Here is a 23,569-nt window from a genome sequence, read left to right as displayed (position 1 = left end):
CGGTTGCGTCATGCGCTCAGCAGGATGTAGTTGGTGCGATCCTCTTGTGTAGCTGCGCTGCGCGGCACCTTGGTGGTCGTGATGCTCGCCGCTGCCGCGCCGGCGCATGCAACGGCACCGGTGTGGAATGGCAAGTACTCGCTGGTGCGCTACGCCGTCGAAAAGACCGGCACCAGCGTCGCCGCCAGTCAGGCGGAACCGAGCTTCAGCGCCGACTACGTTTTTCAGACGACGTGTTCGGCCTCGGCGTGTGTTGCGACGGCCACCAACGGACCGAAACCCAAGAATCCGACGCTGCCCCAACCGTCGCATTACACCTGGGATGGGACCAGGTGGGTCGAGCGCTTCGACTTCCAATGGGATTGCTACATGGGGGAGGGCGTCCCGAAAGTCTGGGCGCCCGCACGGTCATGGGCTTTCTACACACCGCAATCCGACGGGACGTTGCGCGGGATCTGGCACACCGACATTGCCAGTGGGCCGTGCCGTGGCAGCGTCGAGATGCCGGTCGCGGCCATGCCGTCCTGACGCCGGGCCCGGCGCCCCCGACTGGTCACATTTGAACGGTCGGAATGGCTACCGGCGGTTGCGGAGGTATCGGCGCGCCGATCGCCTGAGCGAGTTGTTGCGGAGCCCAATTCAGCAGCGCGGGGAGGATTCCGCCAATGCCCGTCCCGCCGAGCGGAATCGTCAGCTGAGGCTCGACTAGGAGGCCGTCGGCCGGCCCGATAATGACGCTCGTCGTCGACATCGGCGTGAGGAGTCCGCCGAGCGGAATGGCGAGTGCCATCGGTGCCTGACCAAGAGGCAAGGACAGCGGCGGCAGGCTCATGCCCAGCATCACCTGGCCGTTCAAGAATCCGTTGGCGACAACGGCCGGCGCTGTGAAGAGTTCCGCCGCGGCCCCAATGAAGTCGCCCGTTTGCACCGCCGCCGAGAATGCCGCTGCGCTGGCACCAATTGCGCTGATTGTGGTGACCGGCGACCCGATGAGGCTGAGCCCCAGCGCCACGGGGAACCCGAAGAATGCCGGTCCGACGGCGGGTGTCGCAGTGTCGACGCCGACCGAGTAGGAGAAGTCGAAGATTGTCTTGACCAGGTTCGCAGCGTTTTGCCCCAGGTAACCCGGGATGGTGCCGATAGGAAGCAGATGGGTCAAGGCGGCTTGCGGCCCGGCGCCCCCAGTGCCCATCTCCTGCATCGCATTACCGAAGGCGGTGGAGACGATCTCACCGTAGCCCGTGTGGTTGGCGATGACCTGGCGCAGGAACGGCACAGGGTTTGACGTCCAGCCGTTGCCGAGGCTTTGCAGGTTCGCGGTGGTGTTGATGACGAGTTGTTCATAGGGACCGGTAAAGGCACTCCACCCGGTACCGCTCGAGCTGAAGCCGAACCCCGGCACCGTCGGGAGGCCCGGAAACCCCGGGAACTCCGGCAATCCGGGTATCGGGTCCGCGGGAAGCGCGACGGCGGCGCGCGCGTTGGCGAGTTCAGTGCCGAGATAGGCTCCCGCACTTGACTTCAGCACGTTGACGAACTCCCTGTGAAACGCCTGGGCCAGGGTGTTCACGCGTTGATACTCGCGGCCGAAGTTGCCGAACAGCGCGGCGATCGCCGACGACACTTCGTCGGCCGCGGCCGGCGCGATCGTTGCGGTCGAATATGCGGCGGCAGCGGATGCCTCGGTCAAGGCCGAGCGAATGCTTGCCAGATCCTGAGCCGCAGACCGGATCCATTCCGGTGCAGTGATGACAAATGACATCGGTCAACTCCCCTCGGACTGTTCGACATCCGTAGAAGGGGAGGTCGGCCCGAGTCGACCGCATTAAACATCCGGTGAACGGTTTCGTTAATTTTTCTTCAGCAATTGGATACTTGTCCGATTGCCGAACCGCTTCAGGCGGCCGCGACCGTCGACAGCAATGGCTGCAGGGTCTGCAGCAACGGCTGGCGGTCCCGCAGGTAAAAGTGGCCGCCGCGGAGGATCTGCACCGAGAAGTCCGCAGAGGTCCGCCCACGCCATTCGCGCAAGTCGGCCTCGCTGACGAGCGGGTCCTCGTCACCGCCGAAGACATGAATAGGGCACGGCAGTTCGGGGGCGAACTCTTCCTCGTCGGTCATGCAAAGCCGGAAGTCGTGGCGAGCGGTCATCAGAGCCCGTTCCTGCAGGGTCGGCCAACGCGTCAAACCCGAAGGCATTCCGCCGATGTGGGACAGGAAGGTCGCGAGCTGGCTGTCGTCGAGTTCGTCCACCATGTGCAGCGGAGGCGGCAGGTGCGGTGGCGAGTAGGCGGACAGGAACACCGCGCGGGGCAGGACGGCGCCGGCTTCGGCCCGCGCGCACGCCAGGCGGTACGCCAACAGGGCGCCGAAGCTGTGACCGAAGAACATGTGCGGCTCGTCGAGCAGCGGGCCAAGTTGTTCGTTCACCTCGGCAACCAGCTCCCGCAGCGTGGCAAACCGCTCCCGGTTGGCGATTTCAACCGGAACGACCTCGACATCCGGCGCCAGCACCTTGCTCCAAGACTTGAACACCAACCCGCCGCCGCCGGCGTGGTGAAAGCAAAACAGCCTCACGGTACTTGCCTTCCTAATCCATGTTTGCTGAATTCACGATCACGCACGGCCCTTGATGGATCCTTGGCGGATCCTTGCGTATTTCTTGCGTCGCCTAGGCCCGCGCGCGTCGACCCCGCACAAGCAAATGCGGGACCCATTTCGGGTCCCGCATCGTGGGTGGTTGGTCCTAGGTGGAGGTGACGTACTGCGGGCAGTAAGCCTTGGCGGCGTCGACGGCGAATGTCTTGGATCCCTTGGCGCTCAAGCCGGTCCGCTCGGCGACTCCGGCGTAAACCTCCGAGGGGGACTGGCCCGCGTCGAGGGCCTTGCAGACGGCGTGGGCTTCGCTGATGGCGCGCGCCGCGCTCGGCGGCGTGATTCCGTCCGCCTGGATCTCGGCGAGGAAGGCGTCATCCGTCGTGGTAGTTGCGCCGGCACTTCCGGCGAAGCCGAGTGCGGCCAAGCCGAGCGTGGCGGCGGTCAAGGTGGTGCCTGCCAGGGAAGCAGCGAAACGGCGGTTGAACATTTTGGTCTCCGTGTACTGATGTGGTGGTGGTTGACGCGGGATTGCGTTGTCCAAAGAATCGGCCCCGGCTCTTGAGGGATTCTCAATGGATCCTTGTCGGAATTGATATGCCGCTGTGATGGCGCTCCCGCCGTCATAACCGCTGGTCAACTGAGAGGATGGCGGCGGCCAATGCCGTAATGAATCGAGGGTTTGACCACATGCTCGAAGTGATTGACAAAGGCCGGAGCACCGATGAGCACCCGCTGCCATTGCTGTTTGTTCATGGGGCCTGGCACGCCGCTTGGTGCTGGGATGAGCACTTTCTCGACTTCTTCGCGGCCCGCGGATACCGCGCGGTGGCCCTGAGTCTGCGCGGCCACGGGGGAAGCTCTGGTCGTGAACGTCTGCGCTGGAACCGCATTGGCGACTACGTCGACGACGTCGCCGAGGTGGCTGCGCAACTCCCGAAAAAGCCGATCCTGGTGGGACATTCGATGGGGGGCTTCGTCGTTCAGCACTATCTGGAACGCGACGGCGCCCCCGGCGCCATCCTTCTCGCGCCCATTCCGCCCAACGGCGTACTTCGGGTTACCAGTTACATCGCAACCCACCATCCGGTTGAGTTCGCGCAGGTGAACGCCAGGCTGAGACTGGCTCCGCTGGTTGCGAACCCGAAAATTGCTCGAGCCCTGCTGTTTTCCGATGCGGTGCCGGATGCGCAGGTCAACTCTTATCAGCAACGATTGCAGGACGAGGGTTATCTGGGCTTTCTCGACATGCTCGTCCTCGATCTGGTCAAGACGCACCGGGTCCACCAGATCCCGACGCTGGTGCTGGGCGCCGAGCACGACAAGATCGTTGCGCAAAGCCAAATCCAGCGCACTGCATCGACTTACGGCGCGGAGATGACGATCTTTCCAGGCATGGGCCACGACATGATGTTGGAACCCGGATGGCGGCAAGTCGCCGAACGAATGGACAACTGGCTTTCAATCCTGGGTTAGAACGCGGATGAGGTCGGCCGTGCGCCGGGGGTGTTCGATCATCACCAGATGTCCGGCGGGAGAAATCGTAACGTGTTCTGCTTCAAGGGTTTTAGCCAGTCGAATCTGCTGATTGCGCCAGAAGTGGGTGCGCAAGCCGGTGTGGGCCGTCGCCACCATGCGTCGTATCGGGGGCAGCGGGTGGCGGGCTCGCAGCCCGCACAGCTCGGCGGCCAGGTCGGGATAGGCGACTTCCTCGGTGAGCAATGCCAGTAGGAATCCGGGTTCGGTTGCCGCGTTTCGTATTTCCGACCTCATCCGGGCATCGAGACCGCCGGGACGCCGCCGTTGCACCAGGGTGAGGCCGGCGTGCGCCAGGGGGCGGTCCAGGCGCAGTTTGCTCAGCAACGTCGCGGTGACGTCGGCGGCGGCCAGTTTCACCGGGCTCGGCAACGTGAGCCGCCGGGGGTTTGCGACGCTGGAATCCAAGAGTAGTAGCGCGCCGGTTCGCCCGGGGTACAAACGGGCGAACGCCTCGGCGAAGAAGCCGCCGACGGAATGTCCCACCAGCACTGCACCTTCCGACCGCGGCACCGCGTCCAGAACGGCGGCAATGCGGTCTGCCTCGCCTCGGACCGTGCAGCGGCGATTTCTGGCCGGCGCTGGCGTCACGGGAGTGCCCGGGCGGTCGAATCGCACGACCCTGTGGTCATCCGCAAGGTGTGCGACCGTGTCGCTCCAGTGCAGCGCGCGACCGCCGAGGCCGCTGCACAACAGCACGACCGGGCCGCTGTTCCCGTCGATGCGGATCTGCTCGCGGTAGCCGTCGACTTCGACATCGACGCGTTCGATCATGGGCCGGAGTCGATCCTTATCCGAGCCGTGCGGATCGCGACGTAGATCAGCCAGCCGGCGAACGCGGCCAACTCGGCGCGCTGCGCGACCCCCACCATCCCAATCACGTGAGCGTTTTCGATGAGGATCGCGATGCCGGTCGCTATCGCAGTGCCCACCAGGGCTCCCAACATGGACAGACCGAGTTTGCGCACCCCTGCCGGCGCGAATTCGCGGCGGTCGGCCACGGCGAAGGCCAGCAACGATGCGATGGCGCCGACCAGCACGACCCCACTGCTGAGCCAGTGCAGTTGATGGCCTATCGGCACTGTGTTCGAGGCTTCGCGGGCTGCGCACGCGGCATCCGAACTTGGCGCGCACACCAGCCTCCACACAGTGCTGTCCAGGGCTGTGGCCACGGCGAAAGCGCCGAGCGCCAACCATCCCCGTCTGGTCCACGGCGTGCCCCCGACGCCGATGAGGGCCGCCGTCGTCGCGATGAGCAGGACGATCGCCGCGCCCAGATCGCAGGCCCGAAACCACTCCCCGTACGGCTGGTCGGCGGCGGCGAATTCACTGATGTACAAGTCCGGATCGGGCAGCAACGTGCGGGTGAAAACACATTCGAGCAACCAGTTGGAGTACAGCACCGCGCCCACCGCGGCGCCGACAGTGGCGACCCATCGCAGGGTGAGCGACAGCGACCACCGCTTCGGGGTATGCGGCGCCAAGTCGGTGCGTTGGGGCACGGCCATTAAGCCATAATGCCCCGTTTACGGACTTCTATTACATAAACGTTACTAAGCGAGGTCGGACTCGTTGTCATCCCGCTCGTAGTCGGGGACCTGGCGGACGCCGGTTTGCAGCGCGAGGCGGTGGAGGTCGGGGTCGTAGGTGAAGGGTTCGGTGCTGTCGATGAATTGTTCGACGATGCGCACGAAGCGGTCGGGGTGGTCGGCGTGGGGCATGTGTCCGGAGTCTTCGAAGATTTCCAGCCGGGAGCCCGGGATGTGCTGGTGGGCGAGGTGGGCGTGCTTGACGGGAATGATCATGTCGTCGTTGCCCCAGATGATCTGGATGGGCAGGTCTTGGGTGAGGTAGGTGCGGTCGAGCATGGTGATGTATTGGCCGCGGGTGTCGACCACCGAGCGCAGGGTGCGGGCGAAGGCGTCGACGGCGCCGGGTTTGGCCAGGCCGCGGGCCAGGCGGGGCAGGCTGGGTAGGTCGCGGGTGAATTTGTTGGCGCCCAAGAGTTTTCCGACGGTGCGGCCGAGCAGTTCGACGGCGGGCAGGGCGCCGGGCAGTTGCAGGGCGGTGAGGGCTTCGGCGCCGCCGGGCAGGGCGGCCAAGCGTAGCGCGGTGCTGACGTCGGTGCTGACGCCGCCGGCGCTGACGAGCACGACGCGTTCGACCATTTCGGGGTATTGGTAGGTGAACTGTGCGGCGATGCCACCGCCCAGGGAGTGCCCGATCAGGGTGACGCGGTCGATCTCGAGGGCGGTGAGTAGGTCGCGTAGTCCGTTGGCGAAGGCGGCCAGGGAGTAGTCGGCGCGGGGCTTGTCGGATTCGCCGTGGCCGAGCAGGTCAGGGGCGATGACGGTGAAGCGTTGGGCGAGTTTGGTGTGGATGGGTTGCCAGGTGGTGGAGTTGTCGCCGACGCCGTGCAGCAGCACGATCACCGGGCCGGATCCGGCGATGCGGAAGGCGCGGCGGTGGCCGTGGATGGTGATGTGGTGCAGTGTGGGTGCGCTGATGTCGCGTACTGGCCGCAGGTGGCGGCGTGGCGTGGTGCCCATGGTGGTCGGTCCCTTTCTTCCCCCGGGAGGGCCGGCATGCCGGCCTGTTAGAAAGAAGCTTCCAGGGCAGCGCTTGCGGAATCCTTGCAGAGATCTTGAGGCCCTCGGTCCGCGGCGGCGCCGCGCCGGCACGTCAGTCGCTAGCCGATGCGCGTGAGGGTGAATGTGTCATGCGGGTCGGGAATGCCGCACCACGCTGAGCTGCTCAAAAAGTCGGCTTCACCGCGAAGCGAGGCCGGATCCCACCATTGGTGGACGGTGACCGGATACACGCCGCCATCCCACAACGAACCGTTGTCGCCAAGCATGTAGGCGGGACATGTGATGCCGTCCGGGACCGTCCTTGTCACGGTGTGACGACCGTTGACCAGGGGAGCGGCGAAACCATGGCCCGGCGTCGTTGTCACATGGGCGACGCACTGAGGGGAGCACACCGTCCGGATGGTCCAGGTCGAGGTGTCCCCGTCCTCGTCCAGGTAGGTATAGACACCTTCCATGACCGGGACCTCGGCTCTGGCTGATGGTTGTGCCCCGGCGCTCGCGCTGAGCAAAAGGCTGGATAGTAGTGCAGCGGTCGCGGCGAGCCTGTTGAACCTCATCTACCAGCCTTTCGCCAAGTTAATTGCGCATGCGCAACTTATGTATAGAGGATCAGCGGGGCGGCGGACAACTCCGCATGTCCAAGCACGCTCATGGACGACTCCTATGGATCGAAACCATTTGGAGTGGTTGATCAGCAAATTACGCTCACGCTGCGCAAATAGTATCTGCGGCGCGCGTCGCGGAAGCTGTGAATTGGATAAGTGTCAGCGGCCGTCAACGACCGATTCGGGGTAGCGGCTTATCGCCGCCACCTATGTCTGCTCAAGCAGTCGGCACGGTGAAGGTGATCCCGCCGATCGCGGCAATGAGGGTCCGGAGAACGAGCGAAATGACGATTTCGACCGCTGCAGCGATGATCGGCCCAATAAAAAAGCCGAACGGATTCTGCAGGATGGTGAGCAGTAGATTCAGCGCGGCAACGAAGCTGTTCAGCGCTGGGATCTGGATGGCGGCGGCGGTGGGAATCGTGCTGGCAATCTCAAGAGCGGGTTGCAACGCGGCGGTGTTAGCCGACTCGGCGCTGCCATACGCGGCCGCGCCGGCGGTCAATCTATCGACAAACTGCTGGTGAAATGTGGCCGCTCGCCCGGCCAGGTCCTGGTAGTCCTGGGCGTGCGCCGAGAACAGTTGAGCGATGTTTGCCGAGATCTCATCAGCGGCCGCGGGTGGCAGTGTGCTCGTCGAGGGGGCGGCGGCCGCATGCGCTGCACTCAGGGTCGAACCGATATTTGCCAAATCCGCTGCCGCCGTGGCCATCAGACCAGGTATTGCGATCACATTCGACATGTCTGCCCCCGCTCATCATCGGGCCGCCAAAGTGGCAAGAGTATCGCGTGGGCTGGCCGTATCCAGCAATTTTGCTCCAAGTCGTCGCCGAACACTCAAATAAAGTGCACCGCAGATGTTTTCAATAATCCCTATCGGGTGACCTGCATCGAAGGGCGCTCGCACCGAGTTCGCCGAAGGTGGGGCAGGTTGCCCGCCGAAGGCGATTCCGAGTGCACGCGCCACACATTCGGCGTCGGGTGGAGGCCCCACTCGTTCATCAGCCGCCGAAGACGGAGAGGTCCCTGTATGGGGAGGGCGGCCCCACCGGTGGGGACTTGCGAACTGCGCCCTTCTGACCATAATTGGCACTCATAGAGGGAGAGTGCTAACGCGTGTGGTGAAGCGGAGGGAGGGAAATGTCCATGCGCGGTGCTGATTTCGTGTTTTGGTCTGATGGTGCGGAGTCCGCTCGTCCACTGCGGATCGTGATGGTCGCACCGCCGTATTTCGACATCCCGCCGACCGGCTACGGCGGTGTCGAGGCCGTCGTCGCCGACCTCGCCGACACCCTCGTCGCGCGCGGCCACCACGTCACCGTGATCGGTGCCGGAAAGGGGCGGACCGCGGCGCAGTTCGTGCCGTTGTGGAGCCGCACGATGCCGGAGCGGTTGGGGGAGCCCTACCCCGAGGTGATGCACGCGTTGAAGGTGCGCAGCGCGATCGCCCGAATCGCGGCGGACCAAGGTGTCGATGTCGTGCACGACCACACCTTCGCCGGCCCGTTGAACGCACCGGCCTATCAGGCCATGGGGCTGCCGGTGGTGGCGACCGTGCACGGGCCCGTCGATGACGACCTGTACCCGTACTACCGCGAACTCGGCCCGGACGTGGGTCTGGTGGCCATCAGTGACCGTCAGCGCGAACTGGCACCCGACCTGAATTGGGTTGGGCGCGTACACAATGCGTTGCGGATCAACGATTGGCCGTATCAGCCGGACAAGGGTGACTACGCCTTGTTCCTGGGGCGGTTCGCGCCGTACAAGGGCGCGCATCTGGCCGTGCAGGCCGCGCACGAGGCGGGTATTCCGCTCGTCCTCGCCGGCAAGTGCAGCGAGCCCGCGGAGAAGGAGTACTTCGAGGAATGTGTGCGACCGCTGCTCACTGACACCGACCATCTGTTCGGCGAGGCCGACGCGGTCAGCAAGCGCAAGCTGTTGGCCGAAGCGCGGTGCCTGCTGTTCCCGGTGCAGTGGGAGGAACCGTTCGGGATCGTGATGATCGAAGCGATGGCGTGCGGTACCCCGGTTGTCGCGCTGCGCGGTGGCGCGGTGCCAGAGGTGGTTGTCGACGGTGTGACGGGCTTCGTCCGCGACGATCCCGCCGACCTGCCGGCCGCGATCGAACAGGCGTCCACCGTCGATCCGCAGGCCTGCCGCCACCATGTCGCAACCAACTTCGACGTCGTGCGACTGGGTAGCGGCTACGAGCGGATCTATCGAAAGGTCAAGCGGCAGCACGTGATTCAGTCCGGAACATCAGGAATGGTGGAACCGACGGCGCAGCGCTCGCTGGTCCGGGAACTGAGTGACAAGGCCACTGCATGACTGCTTCGGGCGGGTTCAACACCGGTGCCCCCGCCCAGATCGGCTCGGGCGCCGAGAACGTGACACTGGTCGAAGGGGCGACATTCTGCCTCTCCGACCGGCGTGGCGACGTGCTGCTCGGCACGTCACACGGACTGTTCTTCCGTGACGCGCGGGTGCTGTCACGTTGGGAACTGCGGGTCGACGGCCAGGCCCCCGAGTCGTTGTCCGTGGAGCCGACGGAAGCCTTTGCGGCCCAATTCATTCTGCGTCGGGCACCGCGCGCCGGACGAGCCGACAGCACGTTGCTCGTGGTTCGCGAGCGGTTGATCGCCGACGGGCTCCGCGAAACCATTTCGCTGCACAACCTCGACGACGAGAGCACTGTGGTGTCGCTGGAGCTGCATGCCGACGCCGACTTCGCCGATCTATTCGAGGTCAAGGCGGGGCGTGTCGCGGTGCCCGGTGCCGACATGGCCGTCGTCGACGGCGAGCTCGTCTTGCGTGAGCCGGGTGATCAGGTGCGAGGCCTGACGGTCGCGGCGACCGGTGACCCCATCGTGCTGCCCGGTTCGCTGAACTGGCGGGTGGTGGTGCCGCCGCGGGGGCGCTGGCAGACCGAGATTGTGGTGCAGCCGACGTGGGCCAACCAGAAGATCACTACGCGGTTCACGCGCGGCGAGGACGTGCATTCCAGTGCTCCGGCCCGCAAGATCAAGGCGTGGCGGAGCACGGCGACCACCGTCGTCACCGACTACCCGCTGCTGACGCAGGTTTTGCGCCAGACCGAAAGCGACCTGGGCGCGTTGCTCATGCACGACGAAACCGGCCGTGGCCGCTCGTTCGTCGCCGCGGGGGCCCCGTGGTTCATGACGCTGTTCGGCCGCGACAGCATTCTGACCGCATGGATGGCCCTGCCCTTGGAGGTCGGGTTATCGATAGGCACGCTGCAGCGACTCGCCGACTTGCAGGGCCGGCGCGTCGACCCGATCACCGAGGAAGAACCGGGCCGGATCATGCACGAGATCCGCCGCGGCCCTGCCAGTGACGATGTCCTGGGCGGCAGCATTTATTACGGGTCGATCGACGTCACGCCCTTGTTCGTGATGCTGCTGGCGGAAAGCTGGCGATGGGGCGCCGACGAATCAGCCGTGCGATCGCTGTTGCCCGCGGCCGACGCGGCACTGGCCTGGGCGGAACGCTACGGCGACCGTGACGGCGACGGCTTCATCGAATATCAGCGCGCCACCGACCGTGGCCTGATCAACCAGGGGTGGAAGGACAGCTTCAACGCCCTCGCGGACGCCGCCGGGCGTGCGGCCGACCCGCCGATCGCACTGTGTGAAGCCCAGGGCTACCTCTATGCCGCGTTGCTCGGGCGGGCCGAGCTCGCCGACGCGTTCGGCGACGCGGCCGCGGCGGCGCTGTTGCGCGAGCGCGCGCAAACCTTGCGCAGGGAGTTTCACAACGCCTTCTGGCTGCCCGAACAGGGCTGGTACGCGTTCGCCCTGGACGGCCGAAAACGCCCGGTTGATGCACTGACCAGCAATGTCGGCCATTGCCTGTGGACGGGGATTGCGTCGGACGAGCATGCCGCGGTGCTCATCGAACGGCTCTCGGGCCTCGAGATGGACTCCGGGTTCGGTTTGCGCACGTTGGCGACGACGATGGGCGCCTACAACCCGATGAGTTACCACAACGGCTCGGTGTGGCCGCACGACACCGCAATCGCGGTGGCCGGACTGCTGCGGTACCGCCATTTGCCCGGCGCCGTCGCACTCGCCGAACGGCTGACCACCGGCCTGCTCGACGCGGCGGAGGCGTTCGGCGGGCGATTACCCGAGTTGTTCTGCGGCTTCCCCCGCTCCCAGTTCCGCACCCCGGTGCCCTATCCCACGTCGTGTTCCCCGCAAGCCTGGGCGAGCGCCGCGCCGCTGCTGTTGCTGCGATCGTTTTTGGGTCTGGACCCCGACGTGCCACACCGACGTTTGTCCGTGGCGGCCCAATTGCCTGCCGCCTGGGGACGCGTCGTACTCACCGATCTGCGACTCGGCAACCTGACGGTGCACATCGAGGCCGAGGGACAGCAGGTCAAGACGCAAGGGTTGCCCGCCGACTGGGAGCTCCTGACCGGTTCTGACTGACCCGGCCGACCGCGCCGTGACAGGACAACAGGTGCCGATCAGGCTTGCTTGGTCTCCCAGAAGATCTTGGCGATCTCGTCGATCTTGTCGAGGAGTTGCTGCGCAACCTGCGGGTCGATGGAGCCCTTGGTACCGCCGGCGCCGGCGAGCTTGGTGGCTTCGTTCACCAACTGGTGAAGCTGGGGGTACTTCTCGAAGTGAGGCGGCTTGAAGTAGTCGGTCCACAGCACCCACAGGTGGTGCTTGACGAGTTCGGAACGCTGCTCCTTGATGATCAGCGCCCGGGTGCGGAACTCGGGGTCCTCGTTCGCCTGGTACTTCTCGGCGATGGCCTTGATCGACTCGGCCTCGATTCGCGCCTGGGCCGGGTCGTACACACCGCAAGGCAGGTCGCAGTGCGCACGAGCGATGAGGTTAGGGGCGAGAAAGCTCGGCAGTCGCATTCGATCCTCCAACAACGCAAACTTCGGTGTGGCTGCGCGAATGTCTGTTCGCGCACGGAGAGCGGTGTTCGGTCTCCTTACTGGCGACCCTACCGCTAAAACACCAGATAAACCGATGCAGAACCTGGACGGAATTTCGGGCGGCGGCTGACATCGCGGCCTGGTGGTCTCGTAAGCGGACGGTACGGTTCGGCTGTGACCCCGGTGCGGCGCAGGACGGTCGTGGTAGTACTTGCCGCCGCGGGCGCGGCGGTCGGGTGGCTGGTGTCGCGGGCGTTGCGAGTCGGAGTGTCCGGGCCCTCGATGGTGCCGACGCTGCGTGACGGTGACGCGCTGGTGGCTTACCCGGTGCGCCGAGTGCGGCCGGGCGACGTGGTGATCGCGCGATTCCGCAGCCGACCGGACCTGCTCGTCGTCAAACGGGCGATACGGCCACATGGGGACGGCTGGTGGATCGAGGGCGACAATCCGCTCGTCACGGACGACTCGCGGAAATACGGTGAAGCGATCGTGTTGGGTCGCGTCCTCTTCCGGTACTGGCGTTCCGATGCTGGCGGCGTCCCCGGTCGACGCGGTCCGTAGATGTCGTCCACCCGTGTCGCTCAGAAAAGACTTGCCGAGAGCCCCCCGTCGACCACAAACGCACCGCCGGTGCTGAATTGTGCGCGATCACCAGCCAGGAAGACGGCCAGATCCGCGACGTCGTCGACTGTGACGTAACCGCCCTGTGTCTGGGCCAGCAGGTCGTCGAAATCGATGCCCAGGGCCTGGTTGTACAGTTCGCGGTTCCCGGTCACCAGCTCCGTCTCCACGAAGCCCGGCAGTATCGCGTTGACCCGGATCCCGGCGGGCCGCAGCTCGAGCGCTGCTGTTTTGGTCAGGTTGACCACGCCGGCCTTCGCCGCGGCGTAGTGCCCAGCCAGCGGCACTGCGGCCAGGGCGGTCACGGACGCCATCGTGATGATGGATCCCGCCACCTGCGAGGCGATCATCGCGCGGGCGCCATGTTGCACGGTGAGGAAGACGCCATCGAGGTTGATCGACATCATCTGCCGCCACATGTCAAACGGCATGTCGAGCAGCGGTGCAAGAGTAGCGATTCCGGCGTTCGCCACAACGATGTCGATCTTGCCGTGCTCGGTGAGCACGTGATCGAACAGGGCTGCGGTGGTGACTTCGTCGCGGACGTCGCACCTCACGGCGGTGGCGTTGGGCAACGTCTGTGCGGCCGAGGCGGCCGCATCCTCGTTGATGTCGGACACGACGACCACCGCACCGTGAGCTGCGTATTTCTTGGCGACTTCGTAGCCGATGCCGCGGGCGGCGCCGGTGATGACGGCCACCTTGCCGGCCAGGGAGCCGGACGTGCTGATTGTGAAGCGTTCAGGTGAAGTTGTGATTGTCATTTGTGTTCTCCTAGAAAAGGTTTGCGGTGAGTCCACCGTCGAGCAGGTAGTGAGATCCATTGACGAAGCGGGCTTCGTCAGAGGCAAGGAAGGCGACGGTTTCGGCGACCTCGGCGGGGGTGCCGTAGCGGCCCTGCTTGAGGTTGACCAGGTCGTCGAAGGGGATCGGTGCGATCGCCTCGACGGCTGCGCCCAGTCGGTCGCCCATGTCGGTTTGGATGATTCCGGGACAGACCGCGTTGACGCGGATGCCGACCTGGCGAAGCTCGATGGCGGCCGACTCCGTGAAGCGCACGACCGCTCCCTTTGATGCGCAGTACGCACTGAGCAGTGGCCCACCCGCGGTGCCGGCGGCGGAGGCCAGGTTGACGATCGCGCCCCCTCCGGACGCGGCCATCACGGGGACCACCGCCTTGGTGCAGCGGAACGTGCCGACGACGTTGATGTCCAATATGTGGCGGAATTCCTCGTCGGTGAGTTCCGTGATGGGCTTGGCGATTTCGATGCCGGCGTTGTTGACCAGCAGGTCGAGGCCGCCGAATGCTTTCACGGTGGCTTCGACGGCGGCCTGCACATCGTCGGTGGAGCGCACATCGCAGCCCAGGCCGATGCATCCGTTGCCGAGTTCGTTGGCGGCGGCGACGGCCCCATCGGCGTTGAGATCGGCCAGTGCCACGCGGGCACCGCCCTGGACCAGGCGGCGCGCGATGGCCAGGCCGATGCCGCGTGCAGCGCCGGTGACGAGTGCGCGTCGCCCTGAGAGATCATTCATTTCCGTTTCCTCGAGTTGTCATTTGATTTGTCGTTCAACGCAGTTCGTCAAGCGCGAGCTGCGCGGCATTGGCCCCGCACATGCCGTGTGCACCCGGGCCCGGCGGTGTGGCCGCCGAGCAGATGAACATTCCGGGTATCCCTACGCGGTAGGGCGAGAGTGTGGTGCGCGGACCGAAGACGAGCCGGCGGACGTCCTTCGAGCCAGTCATGATGTCTCCGCCGACGTAGTTGAGGTTGTAGGACGCCATCTGCGTGGTCGATCGGACCGTGTATCCGACGATCCGTTCCCGGAAACCCGGTGCGAATCGCTCGATCTGGCAGACGATCGCCTCCGTCGCATCACCGGTGTAGCCGTTCGGGACGTGGGCATAGGTCCATAGCGGATGGACGTTGCCGACGGAGCGCTGCGGGTCGGCGAGATACTGCTGCCCGACCAGCACGAAAGGACGCTCGGGCATCCGGCCGGCGTGAACGTCCCGTTCGGCGGCGGCCAGCTCGGGGAATTCGCCGACCACGTGGACCGTCCCAGCGTGGCGCGCGGCAGGATTGGTCCATGGGACGCTGTCCTCGACGGCGAAGTCGACCTTGAATGCACCCGGTCCGCGCCGGAATCGCCGATAGGCCCGGGAAACCCTGCGCGGCAACCGATCTCCGAGGATTCCCGCTATCGCCTCCGGGGCCAGATCGAACATCGTGACGTCGTTGGGCGGGAGCTGCGACGCCGTTTCGATACGCACGCCGGTCTCGATCTTGCCACCGAGGTCGACCAACAGCGATGCCATCGCGTTGGCAATGGATTGCGAGCCGCCGGCAGCGACCGGCCAGCCGTGGCGATGGCCGGCGGTGAGTATCCCGAGTCCGATCGCCGACGTCATGGGATGGTGCAAAGGCCGGAATGCGTGGGCGGCAACACCTCCGAACAGGGCGCGGGCTTCGGGGGTACGAAAGCAGCGGGCCAGCGTTGACGCGGGCAGCACGGTCGGAACGCCAAAGCGGGCCAGTGTCAAGGGATGTGAGGGAATCCGCAGCAGCGGACCCATGATGTCGTCGGACAGCGCATCGTATTTCGAGGATGGACCACTGAACAGTGCGCGCCAGCGCGATCCATCACCACCCAGACCGTCCGCCGTCTGATCCACCGAGCGGTAGAGCACGCCGGCGCTGCCGTCGTCGAGCGGATGGGCACAGTCGACCTCGGACCACCGCCAGGACAATCCGTAGCGCTCCAATGGCAGCCCACTAAGAAACGGCGATCCCACGGCCATCGGGTGTATGGCGGAGCAGTGATCATGCAACAGTCCCGGAATGATCGCCTCGCTGCTCCTGGTACCGCCGCCGATCTCGTCGGCGGCCTCCAGCACGGTCACCTGGACTCCCGCTTGAGCGAGTGTGATCGCGGCGGCGAGCCCGTTGGGCCCGGCTCCGACGACGATCGCGGTGCTCATGGCAGGGCCTCAACGCGGTGGTTCTGCCTAGTCCAGCTCACCTCGGTCGGGATAGGGCCGTTGGGCAGCCACGGCTGCTCGGCAACTGCGTCGGCGACCTTCCAAGTGCCACGCTCGATCACGCCCAGGGCGGCGTCGATGACCTTGTAGTGCTGTACCTTGCTGCCCCAGGCCTGCGACTCGACCCACGCGACCACCAGTTCGCCCGGCTCGAAGGCCGCTTCCCGCTGCACAGCGGCGATCAGGTCCTCGTTATGCAGGTGACCGTCACCGAAGTTGAACCCGATCAACGAATTGCAGACGAACTCAGCCTCACGCACGGTGCGGGTGTCGATGTCGGGCAAGTTGTTCAGTAGCACCGACAACAGGCCGCGGCCCTGGCTGTGCATGGTCCGAAACGCAACGGGTTGGTGCATCGTGATTTCGGCCCACCGCGGTTCGTACCCGAAGTCGACAAACTGGTCGACCAGGTTCTTCGTCGAGCGCGTGACCTTGTCGAGCTTCTTCTCCCCACCTGGCGCGAACGCCCAGACGGCCGAGGCCCAGTTGCCGGAGTACTGCCGCAGCGACGGCAGAAACGACACCTTGTCGGGTCGGAAGCTGCCGAGGATCGGGAAGAACAGCAGACCAACGACGATCCCTGCCAACAACCACGGCGACGACATGTCCGTGGTCGCGTATCCGTTCCAGTTCGGGAAGCCGAGGAACAGGAAAATGGTTGTGTAGGCGAACATCACGTTCCACTCCAGCGGTACCGCCAGGGGGAACGTCGAGATGATGAACAGGTGGAACCCAACCATCAGGACCACAGCGGCGACCGTCAGCCATTTGTTGGTGGAGAACAGCAGGATCAGCGGGGCGATGATTTCGACGGTGGTGCCCAACACGTGGGCCATCCCATCGGCGAGCCGTGACGGGCGCAGGTCGCGGGGGAAATCGCGGTAGTGCGCCCGCTTCAGCCACTTGAACCGGACCAACGGGCTGTTACTCACCATCGGCGGGATGACGTTGGAAAAGTGCTTGCCGAACTTCGACACTCCCGCACCGACCCACACCGCGACGATCAGCAGCTTGAGCGCGATGATCATGTCGATGAACGGCAGGACCGTGAAGAAAAGGATCGCGGGCAGGTACTGCTCGCTGCGTGCAGCCAGGAAGATGATTTTGTCCCGCAGACCGAGCACTACCAGCAGCACCATCGGTGCGACGAGTAGAACCGGACTCACCAGACCCGAGACGTTGTGGGGCATGACCGCAGACAGTGAGTCGCTGTGCACGCCGGGTGAAAGCAGCGGAACGGCAACGGCGATGAGCAGCGCGACATAGAGCACCACGTCGAACCAGGTACGGCGGTCTCCGCCGGTGAATGGCACCCACCTGAAGGGACGTAACCGGATGGTGCCCGGTCGTGCCCAGAAACGGGCTCCACCAGTCATCGGTTTGACCTTGCCGCACAACGGTCCCCATGCGCCCGCGACGTTCAAGCACTCGAGCAGCACGGTCCAGAGCACGAACTTTCGATACACGATCGGCTGGTTCCACCATTCGGAGATGTGCCAGAACGCCGGCAGATCCGACGTCAACGTGGCGACGAGGACACCGCCCAGCGCGTAGCAGAAGATCAGTTTGACGATGTAGATCGCGTGGACCATCGTCGGCGAGCCGAACCCGTTGTCAACCCAGTTGGTCGTGAGCAGGCGCATCCGCTCCGTAAATGTCTTCTGCAGAAACGTGTCCGGATCGACGTCCGGGAACACCGGTGTAGTAAATCCCATTTGAGTGAATCCTGGTTCGTTGGATGGGTGTTGGAGGTTGGGTGTTACGCGGTGTGCGGAACGGTCTGCAAGTTCTTCCGGAGCGACGGCTTGTCGATTTTGCCGACGGGGTTCTTCGGAAGTTCGTCAAGAATCGTGATCTCAACGGGCAGCTTGTATTTCGCTATGGCACCGGAGAGGTACTCGCGAATCTGATCGGGCTCGATTGTCATACCCGGGGTCGTCCCGACGAACAGGACGGGCTCTTCGCCGTAGACCGGATGGGCGCGGCCGACTACGGCCGCCTCGGCGATTTCCGGCAACTGGTAGACGACGGTCTCGATTTCCTTCGGATAGATGTTCTCGCCGCCACGGATGATCATGTCCTTGGCCCGGTCGACGAGAACGAGGTAGCCGTCCTCGTCGAACCGGCCGATGTCGCCGGTATGCAGCCAGCCGCCGACCAGCGCCTTGGCGGTCTCCTCCGGCCGATTTAGATACCCGCGCATGACATTTGGTCCTTGTATTAGGACTTCGCCGGCCTGACCGTCGGGGACGGGTTGACCGCTTGCGTCGGCGATGCGGATCGTCTGCCCGGGCAGCGGCAGTCCGACCGTGCCCGCCTTGCGCGTACCGTGGAGCGGGTTGATAGTGCTCGCACAGGACCCTTCGGACAGTCCGTACCCTTCGATAAGTGGTATGCCATAACGGTTTTCAAACTTGTTCAGCAGCTGGACGCTGGCTGGGGCGGCACCGCAGACGGCGAACCGTACCGAGGATGCATCCGGGCGGATCTCGGCGGGCAGGTCGGCCAGCATCGCGTAGATGGTTGGGACGGCCGAGAAGTACGTGGCGCGGCTCCGCTCGATCCGATTCCAGAATGTCTTCGGGCTGAACCGGCCGGCGATGGTCGTGCGACCGCCTGCGAGCAGCGGTGAAAGCGTGCCCGCCACAATGCCGTTGGCGTGGAACAGGGGCAGGATCAGCAGGCTGTGGTCGGCTTCGGTGAGTTTGAACGCATCGATCGCCATGGCGCACATCGCATCCAGGTTGGCGTGGTCGAGCATGACTCCTTTGGGGCGCCCCGTCGTTCCGCTGGTGTAGATCAGCAGTGCGAGCGCATCACCGACGACCGGGGTGGCAGCCGCGGACCCGGCGGAGGTCAGCTCATCGGTCAGGAGCACCTCCGCAGAAACCTCGAAATCGATGGGATAGTCAACAATCACGACCTTCGCCGCGGCGTCGGCCACCTGATAGACCGCCTCCGCCGGCGCGAGCGCGGGATTGATCGGGGTCACCGCCGCGCCCAGACGCCATGCTGCGAAAAGGGATACGACAAGGCTGGCGGTGTTGGGCAGCATGACGGCAACGACATCGCCGGCGCGAACGCCGTGCGCCTGCAGGGTCGCGGCGGCGCCGGTGACCGCGTCGAGGAACTGTGCGTTGTTGAGGTCAAACCGGTCGTCGGCGATGGCCGGCGCGCCGGGGTCCTGCTGTGCGCGAAGGTCGGGGAGGGTAGGCAAGTTCATGTGATGAACGTACGAATCGGCGGCGCTCAAAACACCGTCGCGACGCCATGAACTTCATTCCCGCTTTTGTCGCCGGAAGACAGTATTTCCCACAGTCGGGTCCCGAGACGTTCTACAGTTTGTTCATGCCGGATCCGAACCGGTGCGACGAGGCGGCCGTCACCGAGACAGCCGCCGCGGTGGTCGATCGGCTCGCCGCCCGGCTACCCAGCCTGACGCGGGCCGTGGTGGACACCTTGACGAGGGGTATCTCGGAGCTCCCTGGCGACGCCCAACTGATGGGCCTGCTCGCCGCCAGTACCGCAGGAAACGTGGATACGGTCTTTCGCGCCTTCCAGCACGACATTCCGATCGATCGAGTCGAGCCCCCTACTGCGGCGCTCGAATACGCCAGGCGGCTGGCGCAGCGCGGCGTGCCGATGCATGCAATGGTGCGTGCATATCGGTTGGGGCATCAGGCGATGGTGGGGATGATTGCCGACGAGGTCCGCACGCTCAACCTCGATCCGGCGCTTGGCCGCGACGTCTTCGAGTGGATGACCGAGGTGACCTTCCGGTATATCGACTGGATTTCCCAACAAGTCGTTGAGGTATACGAGGCCGAGCGGGACCTTTGGCTGGAGAACCGCAGCCGCGTGCGTGCCGTCCGCGTTGCCGAGATCCTCACCGGCGGCGACGTCGACGTGGACGCGATGACGACGGCCATCGGCTACCCGCTGCGGCGAACGCATTTGGCGCTCATCCTCTGGCTGCCCGACGACTCGACGGCAGGCAACGAAATCGCAAGGCTGGAACGCTATCTCAACGAAATCGCCGACACCGCGCAGGCCAGCAATGCGTTGTTCATCGCGGCCGATCGGCTCACCGGATGGGGCTGGATCGCACTCGGGGCCGACGCCGGTGCCAACCCGATCGGGCGCATCCGCGCACTGCTAGCCGATAAGTCCGACGGACCGCGTGTCGCGCTCGGGACGGCGCTGCCCGGCGTCGACGGGTTCCGGCGCTCGCACGGCCAGGCGCAGAATGCCCGCCGCGTGGCAATCGCCGCCGGATCCGCGTCGCCCCGCATTGTCGCCGCAAGCGAGCCGGGATTGACCCCGGCGGCACTGTTGAGCGGCGATATCGGCGAAACGCGCGCGTGGGTGCGTGAGACTCTCGGCCCGCTGGCGAACGATTCCAAAAACGATCGACTCCTGCGCGAAACGCTGCGGGTGTTTCTTCGGGAGGGCGGCAGCTACAAGGCGGCGGCCGAGGAGCTCAACCTGCATTTCAATTCGGTGAAATATCGCGTGCAGCGGGCGATCAGTCGCCGGGGATGCCCGATCGAGGACGACAGGCTCGACGTCGAGCTGGCATTGCTCGTCTGCCACCGGCTTGGTACTGCAGTCCTCGAGGGTTAACCAGAAGATCGCCACGCGGTTCCTGCGCGAAGTTCGCGAGCGACCGCGTTTGTACGGCGACACGCCGCAGATTACGTACAAATGCGCGCGCTCGCGCCGGGCTCGGCGGCCAACGCCGCTATCGACGTGACCAGATCCTGCGGAGCTTGCCTCCGCGCTCCCCGCCCGAACCTGGAGTCCGACCGGAAGCCTGCGCGGGCACGGTGTGCACCTTGAGGTCCTCCGCGCAGTCGCATTCGGCGATCACCTTGCGGAATCCGGCGCCATCGCCCTCGATAGCACGGCGTTGAAATTCCATCAGCAGCTCGATGGCTTCAGGCAGCACGGGCACCGGCAGGGTGTCCGAGCCGACCACCGCCCATCCCCGGGCGAAAGGCGGATCGGCGGCCGAGATGAATTCCACACGCACGCGCTGCCAACCGACTGGTGCCGCCTCGCGAACATGACCGAGAGCGTCCTCGATCAGCGACCGGTTGCCGGCATCGTGGCGTTGCGTCCTTGTCACGTTGACCACCTCATTGGAATTGGATCGAAGGGTATCCGTCAGGACCGCGAACAACCCGTCGGCATGGGGACAAGACTGCCGCATTTGCGGCGTCTGCGGAATTCACGTCTAGCACGGTGGCGGACTGGTGTTCGACTCGCGGCAAGCCGTGCCATGACTGGGCGCATCTGCACTGGGACCCGCGGCTTCGTGCTCGAGTTCCGGTTCGGAAATCCTCGATGCCTGGTAGAAACTGCGCTCGACCATCCAGCACAACATGCGCGCCGAAGCGGGCGCGTCGTCGGGTCCGTCGCCGAATGTCAGTCCGCCACGCACCAGTAATGCGGTAAAAGCCTCGGCGACAGCGTGCACGTCGCCGCCGGACGGGCCGACATGCTCGCCGCTCCGGTGCCGGGCGCGCGCCGGCGTCGGGCTGAATCCCACACTCACGCAACGAGCTTTACCGGGCGGTGACCTCGCCGCCTGGGGGGAACACCGCCGACCCAACGATCACCCGGCCAGTACAGCCGACCAGCGAAAACGGCACTGGGCATAGCTTGAATGTGAACAGAGTTCGGTGTCGCGCCGATTATGCAGACGTGGACAAGATCGAGTGCTAGCGTCCGGCCCATCAGAAGGTGATGGAAGGGATGAAGATGGCTGCGTTCGATCAGGATTGGAGTAAGCCGGCGGCGATGGCCATCCCCAAGGAGGGCTACTTCGAACCGCAACGCGGCCGTTACGGCCCGGTTTATCCGCGAACTCCGGCTTGCTACGGATTTTCCATCATCGCAAAGGTCAAGGAGGGCCGTGAGGAGGCGCTTCGTGCCTACGGCAAGCAGATCGAGGAGACGATCAAAGCCAGTCCGGACGCGCTAGCCGTCTTGCGCCTGCACTACCTGCGCTGGGTGCTTTTCGATGTGGGGTTCGGCTTGTACTTCCAATACCAAGGCATCTTCGACACCGACTTCGACAAGTACACCGAAGACGCGGTGCAGTTGTTCAGCCAGACCGGAATCACGACGGCTTTCGTGAACTTGGAGGGCTTCCCCGAGGACTGGAAGGAGAATCCGGAAGCATTTGTGCAGTTCGTGCGCGACCACCACTTCCCGAGCTTCTTGGAATACGGTGAATACCCGTACGTCACAGCGGACGAGGTCAAGAAAGCTCTGCGGCTCAAGGCGGCATTCTCCACGATGCTCGATCAGATGCAGTGAACGCCGCAGTCTGTGGCAAACATGCTTGAACTCGATGACATCCAGCACATTCTGCTGACCCGCACGCCGGCGATGACCGGTCGCTACGAGTTCCTGTCCTTCGACACGGCCGTCGGCGGCCGGGCGTGGCTGTCCGAAATGGTGGAAGTCGTGGAGTCGGCGGCATCGGTGCCGAGCACGATGGACGACACCAAGCGGTGGGTCACGCTGGGGTTCACGTGGACGGGTCTTCGAGCGTTGGGAGTGCCCGAGGAGTCACTGGACACCTTCCCCGAGGCCTTTCGCCAAGGGATGGCTGCACGCGCTGACATCTTGGGTGATACCGGCCCCAACCACCCCGACAACTGGGTCGGCGGTTTGGCCGGCGAGGATCTGCACGCGATTGCGATCCTGTTCGCCCGTGATGACGCCGAGCAGGCCAGGGCCACCGGCGTCCACGACGACCTTCTCGCGCGTATCGGTGGTGTGCGGCGGCTATCGTATCTGGACCTGAATGCCACACCGCCGTTCAACTATGCCCACGACCACTTCGGCTTCCGGGATCGCCTGTCTCAACCGGTGATCGAGGGGACCGGCGAGGAGCCCACTCCGGGCTCCGGCGACCCGCTGAAGGCGGGCGAGTTCATCCTCGGCTATCCCGACGAATTGGGTCCGGTAGTTAATCTGCCGCAACCGGACGTGCTGTCCCGGAACGGCACATACGCCGCGTACCGACGGCTGCAGGAACATGTCGGCCTCTTCCGAGAGTACTTGAGCGACAACGCCGAGACCCCCGAGGAACAGGAGTTGCTTGCGGCGAAGTTCATGGGTCGCTGGCGCAGCGGCGCCCCGCTTGTGCTGGCGCCCGATAAGGATGACCCCGAGTTGGGTGCCGATCCCATGCGCAACAACGACTTCAACTACAAAGAGATGGACCCGCATGGGTACGCATGCCCGCTCGGCGCTCACGCGAGGCGGCTCAACCCTAGGGACACCGCGCACAACATGAACCGACGGCGGATGATCCGCCGCGGGGCTACCTACGGTCCTGCGCTTCCAGACGGAGCTGCCGACGACGGCGCCGACCGCGGCATCGCCGCGTTCATCATCTGCGCAAACCTGATGCGGCAGTTCGAGTTCGCCCAGAACGTCTGGATCAACGACCGGACCTTTCACGAGTTGGGCAACGAACACGATCCGATCTGCGGCACGCAGGACGGCACGCTCGAATTCAAGATCCCCAAGCGTCCGATACGAAAGGTCCTCAAAGGACTTCCAGCATTTACGACCCTGACCGGCGGGGCGTACTTCTTCTTGCCCGGCATCAAGGCAATGCGTTATCTCGCCCAACTCAGTTGAA

24 protein-coding genes are annotated in these 23,569 nt (G+C 64.8%); 8 read left to right on the top strand and 16 right to left on the bottom strand.

What is annotated here, in order from left to right:
• The first annotated feature begins 30 nt into the window (after window positions 1-30).
• Complete coding sequence (locus BST27_RS09540) at window positions 31-528, top strand: Rv2253 family sensor-like surface protein (protein WP_462357771.1); 498 nt, start codon at window positions 31-33, stop codon at window positions 526-528.
• Between the two features lie 25 nt (window positions 529-553).
• Here the strand turns inward: BST27_RS09540 and BST27_RS09535 are convergent, their stop codons facing one another.
• From BST27_RS09535 to BST27_RS09525, 3 genes are all read right to left on the bottom strand, one after another.
• Window positions 554-1,762 carry a PE family protein gene (locus BST27_RS09535; RefSeq protein WP_069418832.1) on the bottom strand — a complete coding sequence of 403 codons (1,209 nt, stop codon included), beginning with the start codon at window positions 1,760-1,762 and terminating at the stop codon, window positions 554-556.
• 134 nt (window positions 1,763-1,896) lie between these two features.
• Entirely contained in the window at window positions 1,897-2,577 is a 681-nt protein-coding gene (locus tag BST27_RS09530; RefSeq protein WP_069418831.1) for a thioesterase II family protein, read from the bottom strand.
• A gap of 169 nt (window positions 2,578-2,746) precedes the next feature.
• Window positions 2,747-3,085 (bottom strand): DUF732 domain-containing protein, encoded by a 339-nt coding sequence (locus tag BST27_RS09525; protein WP_069418830.1) that lies wholly within the window; start codon window positions 3,083-3,085, stop codon window positions 2,747-2,749.
• Between the two features lie 158 nt (window positions 3,086-3,243).
• Between BST27_RS09525 and BST27_RS09520 the strand changes: the two genes are divergently transcribed.
• Entirely contained in the window at window positions 3,244-4,071 is an 828-nt protein-coding gene (locus BST27_RS09520; protein ID WP_232007247.1) for an alpha/beta hydrolase, read from the top strand.
• On the opposite strand, the gene BST27_RS09515 is transcribed toward BST27_RS09520, so the two are convergent.
• From BST27_RS09515 to BST27_RS09495, 5 genes are all read right to left on the bottom strand, one after another.
• On the bottom strand, window positions 4,057-4,905 hold the full coding sequence (locus BST27_RS09515; protein ID WP_069418828.1) for an alpha/beta fold hydrolase: 849 nt from the start codon (window positions 4,903-4,905) through the stop codon (window positions 4,057-4,059). The genes BST27_RS09520 and BST27_RS09515 overlap by 15 nt on opposite strands.
• The gene (locus BST27_RS09510) at window positions 4,902-5,639 is read right to left on the bottom strand and encodes a DUF998 domain-containing protein (RefSeq protein ID WP_079219550.1); all 738 of its coding nucleotides are present in this window, start codon (window positions 5,637-5,639) and stop codon (window positions 4,902-4,904) included. Before BST27_RS09510 ends, BST27_RS09515 begins: the two co-directional genes overlap by 4 nt.
• 45 nt (window positions 5,640-5,684) lie before the next feature.
• Window positions 5,685-6,680 (bottom strand): alpha/beta fold hydrolase, encoded by a 996-nt coding sequence (locus BST27_RS09505; protein ID WP_069418827.1) that lies wholly within the window; start codon window positions 6,678-6,680, stop codon window positions 5,685-5,687.
• Between the two features lie 140 nt (window positions 6,681-6,820).
• The gene (locus BST27_RS09500; protein ID WP_069418826.1) at window positions 6,821-7,177 is read right to left on the bottom strand and encodes a hypothetical protein; all 357 of its coding nucleotides are present in this window, start codon (window positions 7,175-7,177) and stop codon (window positions 6,821-6,823) included.
• A 367-nt stretch (window positions 7,178-7,544) separates the two neighbouring features.
• Window positions 7,545-8,069 carry a PE family protein gene (locus BST27_RS09495; RefSeq protein WP_069418825.1) on the bottom strand — a complete coding sequence of 175 codons (525 nt, stop codon included), beginning with the start codon at window positions 8,067-8,069 and terminating at the stop codon, window positions 7,545-7,547.
• Between the two features lie 404 nt (window positions 8,070-8,473).
• On the opposite strand from BST27_RS09495, the gene BST27_RS09490 reads away from it, so the two are divergent.
• Window positions 8,474-9,655: a glycosyltransferase family 4 protein gene (locus BST27_RS09490; protein WP_069418864.1), complete on the top strand. Its 1,182-nt coding sequence runs from the start codon at window positions 8,474-8,476 to the stop codon at window positions 9,653-9,655.
• Window positions 9,652-11,778 carry an amylo-alpha-1,6-glucosidase gene (locus tag BST27_RS09485; protein WP_069418824.1) on the top strand — a complete coding sequence of 709 codons (2,127 nt, stop codon included), beginning with the start codon at window positions 9,652-9,654 and terminating at the stop codon, window positions 11,776-11,778. Before BST27_RS09490 ends, BST27_RS09485 begins: the two co-directional genes overlap by 4 nt.
• 38 nt (window positions 11,779-11,816) lie before the next feature.
• Here BST27_RS09485 and sodN read toward each other — a convergent pair whose 3' ends face one another.
• A complete protein-coding gene (gene sodN, locus BST27_RS09480; protein ID WP_069418823.1) occupies window positions 11,817-12,221 on the bottom strand; it encodes a superoxide dismutase, Ni in 405 nt (134 codons plus the stop codon).
• 195 nt (window positions 12,222-12,416) lie between these two features.
• Here sodN and BST27_RS33105 point away from each other — a divergent pair, with 195 nt between their 5' ends.
• Window positions 12,417-12,803, top strand: coding sequence for a S26 family signal peptidase (locus BST27_RS33105; RefSeq protein ID WP_232007246.1), 387 nt, complete (start codon window positions 12,417-12,419; stop codon window positions 12,801-12,803).
• Between the two features lie 20 nt (window positions 12,804-12,823).
• Here BST27_RS33105 and BST27_RS09470 read toward each other — a convergent pair whose 3' ends face one another.
• The 5 genes from BST27_RS09470 to BST27_RS09450 are packed head-to-tail and all read right to left on the bottom strand — an operon-like array spanning window position 12,824 to window position 19,129.
• A complete protein-coding gene (locus BST27_RS09470) occupies window positions 12,824-13,627 on the bottom strand; it encodes an SDR family NAD(P)-dependent oxidoreductase (RefSeq protein ID WP_069418822.1) in 804 nt (267 codons plus the stop codon).
• 10 nt (window positions 13,628-13,637) lie between these two features.
• The gene (locus tag BST27_RS09465; RefSeq protein ID WP_069418821.1) at window positions 13,638-14,399 is read right to left on the bottom strand and encodes an SDR family NAD(P)-dependent oxidoreductase; all 762 of its coding nucleotides are present in this window, start codon (window positions 14,397-14,399) and stop codon (window positions 13,638-13,640) included.
• Between the two features lie 34 nt (window positions 14,400-14,433).
• Entirely contained in the window at window positions 14,434-15,846 is a 1,413-nt protein-coding gene (locus BST27_RS09460; protein ID WP_069418820.1) for a phytoene desaturase family protein, read from the bottom strand.
• Window positions 15,843-17,621 carry a DUF3556 domain-containing protein gene (locus BST27_RS09455; protein ID WP_069418819.1) on the bottom strand — a complete coding sequence of 593 codons (1,779 nt, stop codon included), beginning with the start codon at window positions 17,619-17,621 and terminating at the stop codon, window positions 15,843-15,845. The genes BST27_RS09460 and BST27_RS09455 overlap by 4 nt, the downstream gene beginning before the upstream one ends.
• Window positions 17,622-17,665: 44 nt before the next feature.
• Window positions 17,666-19,129, bottom strand: a complete 1,464-nt coding sequence (locus tag BST27_RS09450) for a class I adenylate-forming enzyme family protein (protein WP_069418818.1) — start codon at window positions 19,127-19,129, stop codon at window positions 17,666-17,668.
• Between the two features lie 125 nt (window positions 19,130-19,254).
• Between BST27_RS09450 and BST27_RS09445 the strand changes: the two genes are divergently transcribed.
• Window positions 19,255-20,529, top strand: coding sequence for a PucR family transcriptional regulator (locus tag BST27_RS09445; protein WP_069418862.1), 1,275 nt, complete (start codon window positions 19,255-19,257; stop codon window positions 20,527-20,529).
• A 118-nt stretch (window positions 20,530-20,647) separates the two neighbouring features.
• Here BST27_RS09445 and BST27_RS09440 read toward each other — a convergent pair whose 3' ends face one another.
• A complete protein-coding gene (locus tag BST27_RS09440) occupies window positions 20,648-21,034 on the bottom strand; it encodes a hypothetical protein (protein WP_139805082.1) in 387 nt (128 codons plus the stop codon).
• A gap of 108 nt (window positions 21,035-21,142) precedes the next feature.
• Window positions 21,143-21,463: a hypothetical protein gene (locus tag BST27_RS09435; RefSeq protein ID WP_139805081.1), complete on the bottom strand. Its 321-nt coding sequence runs from the start codon at window positions 21,461-21,463 to the stop codon at window positions 21,143-21,145.
• 206 nt (window positions 21,464-21,669) lie between these two features.
• On the opposite strand from BST27_RS09435, the gene BST27_RS09430 reads away from it, so the two are divergent.
• Window positions 21,670-22,230, top strand: coding sequence for a hypothetical protein (locus BST27_RS09430; RefSeq protein ID WP_069418861.1), 561 nt, complete (start codon window positions 21,670-21,672; stop codon window positions 22,228-22,230).
• 21 nt (window positions 22,231-22,251) lie between these two features.
• Entirely contained in the window at window positions 22,252-23,568 is a 1,317-nt protein-coding gene (locus BST27_RS09425) for a Dyp-type peroxidase (protein ID WP_069418815.1), read from the top strand.
• The last annotated feature ends 1 nt before the right edge of the window (window position 23,569 follow it).

The organism is Mycobacterium intermedium (genome assembly GCF_002086275.1).
Classification (GTDB): domain Bacteria; phylum Actinomycetota; class Actinomycetes; order Mycobacteriales; family Mycobacteriaceae; genus Mycobacterium; species Mycobacterium intermedium.
This window is presented reverse-complemented; position numbering and strand designations above follow the sequence as displayed.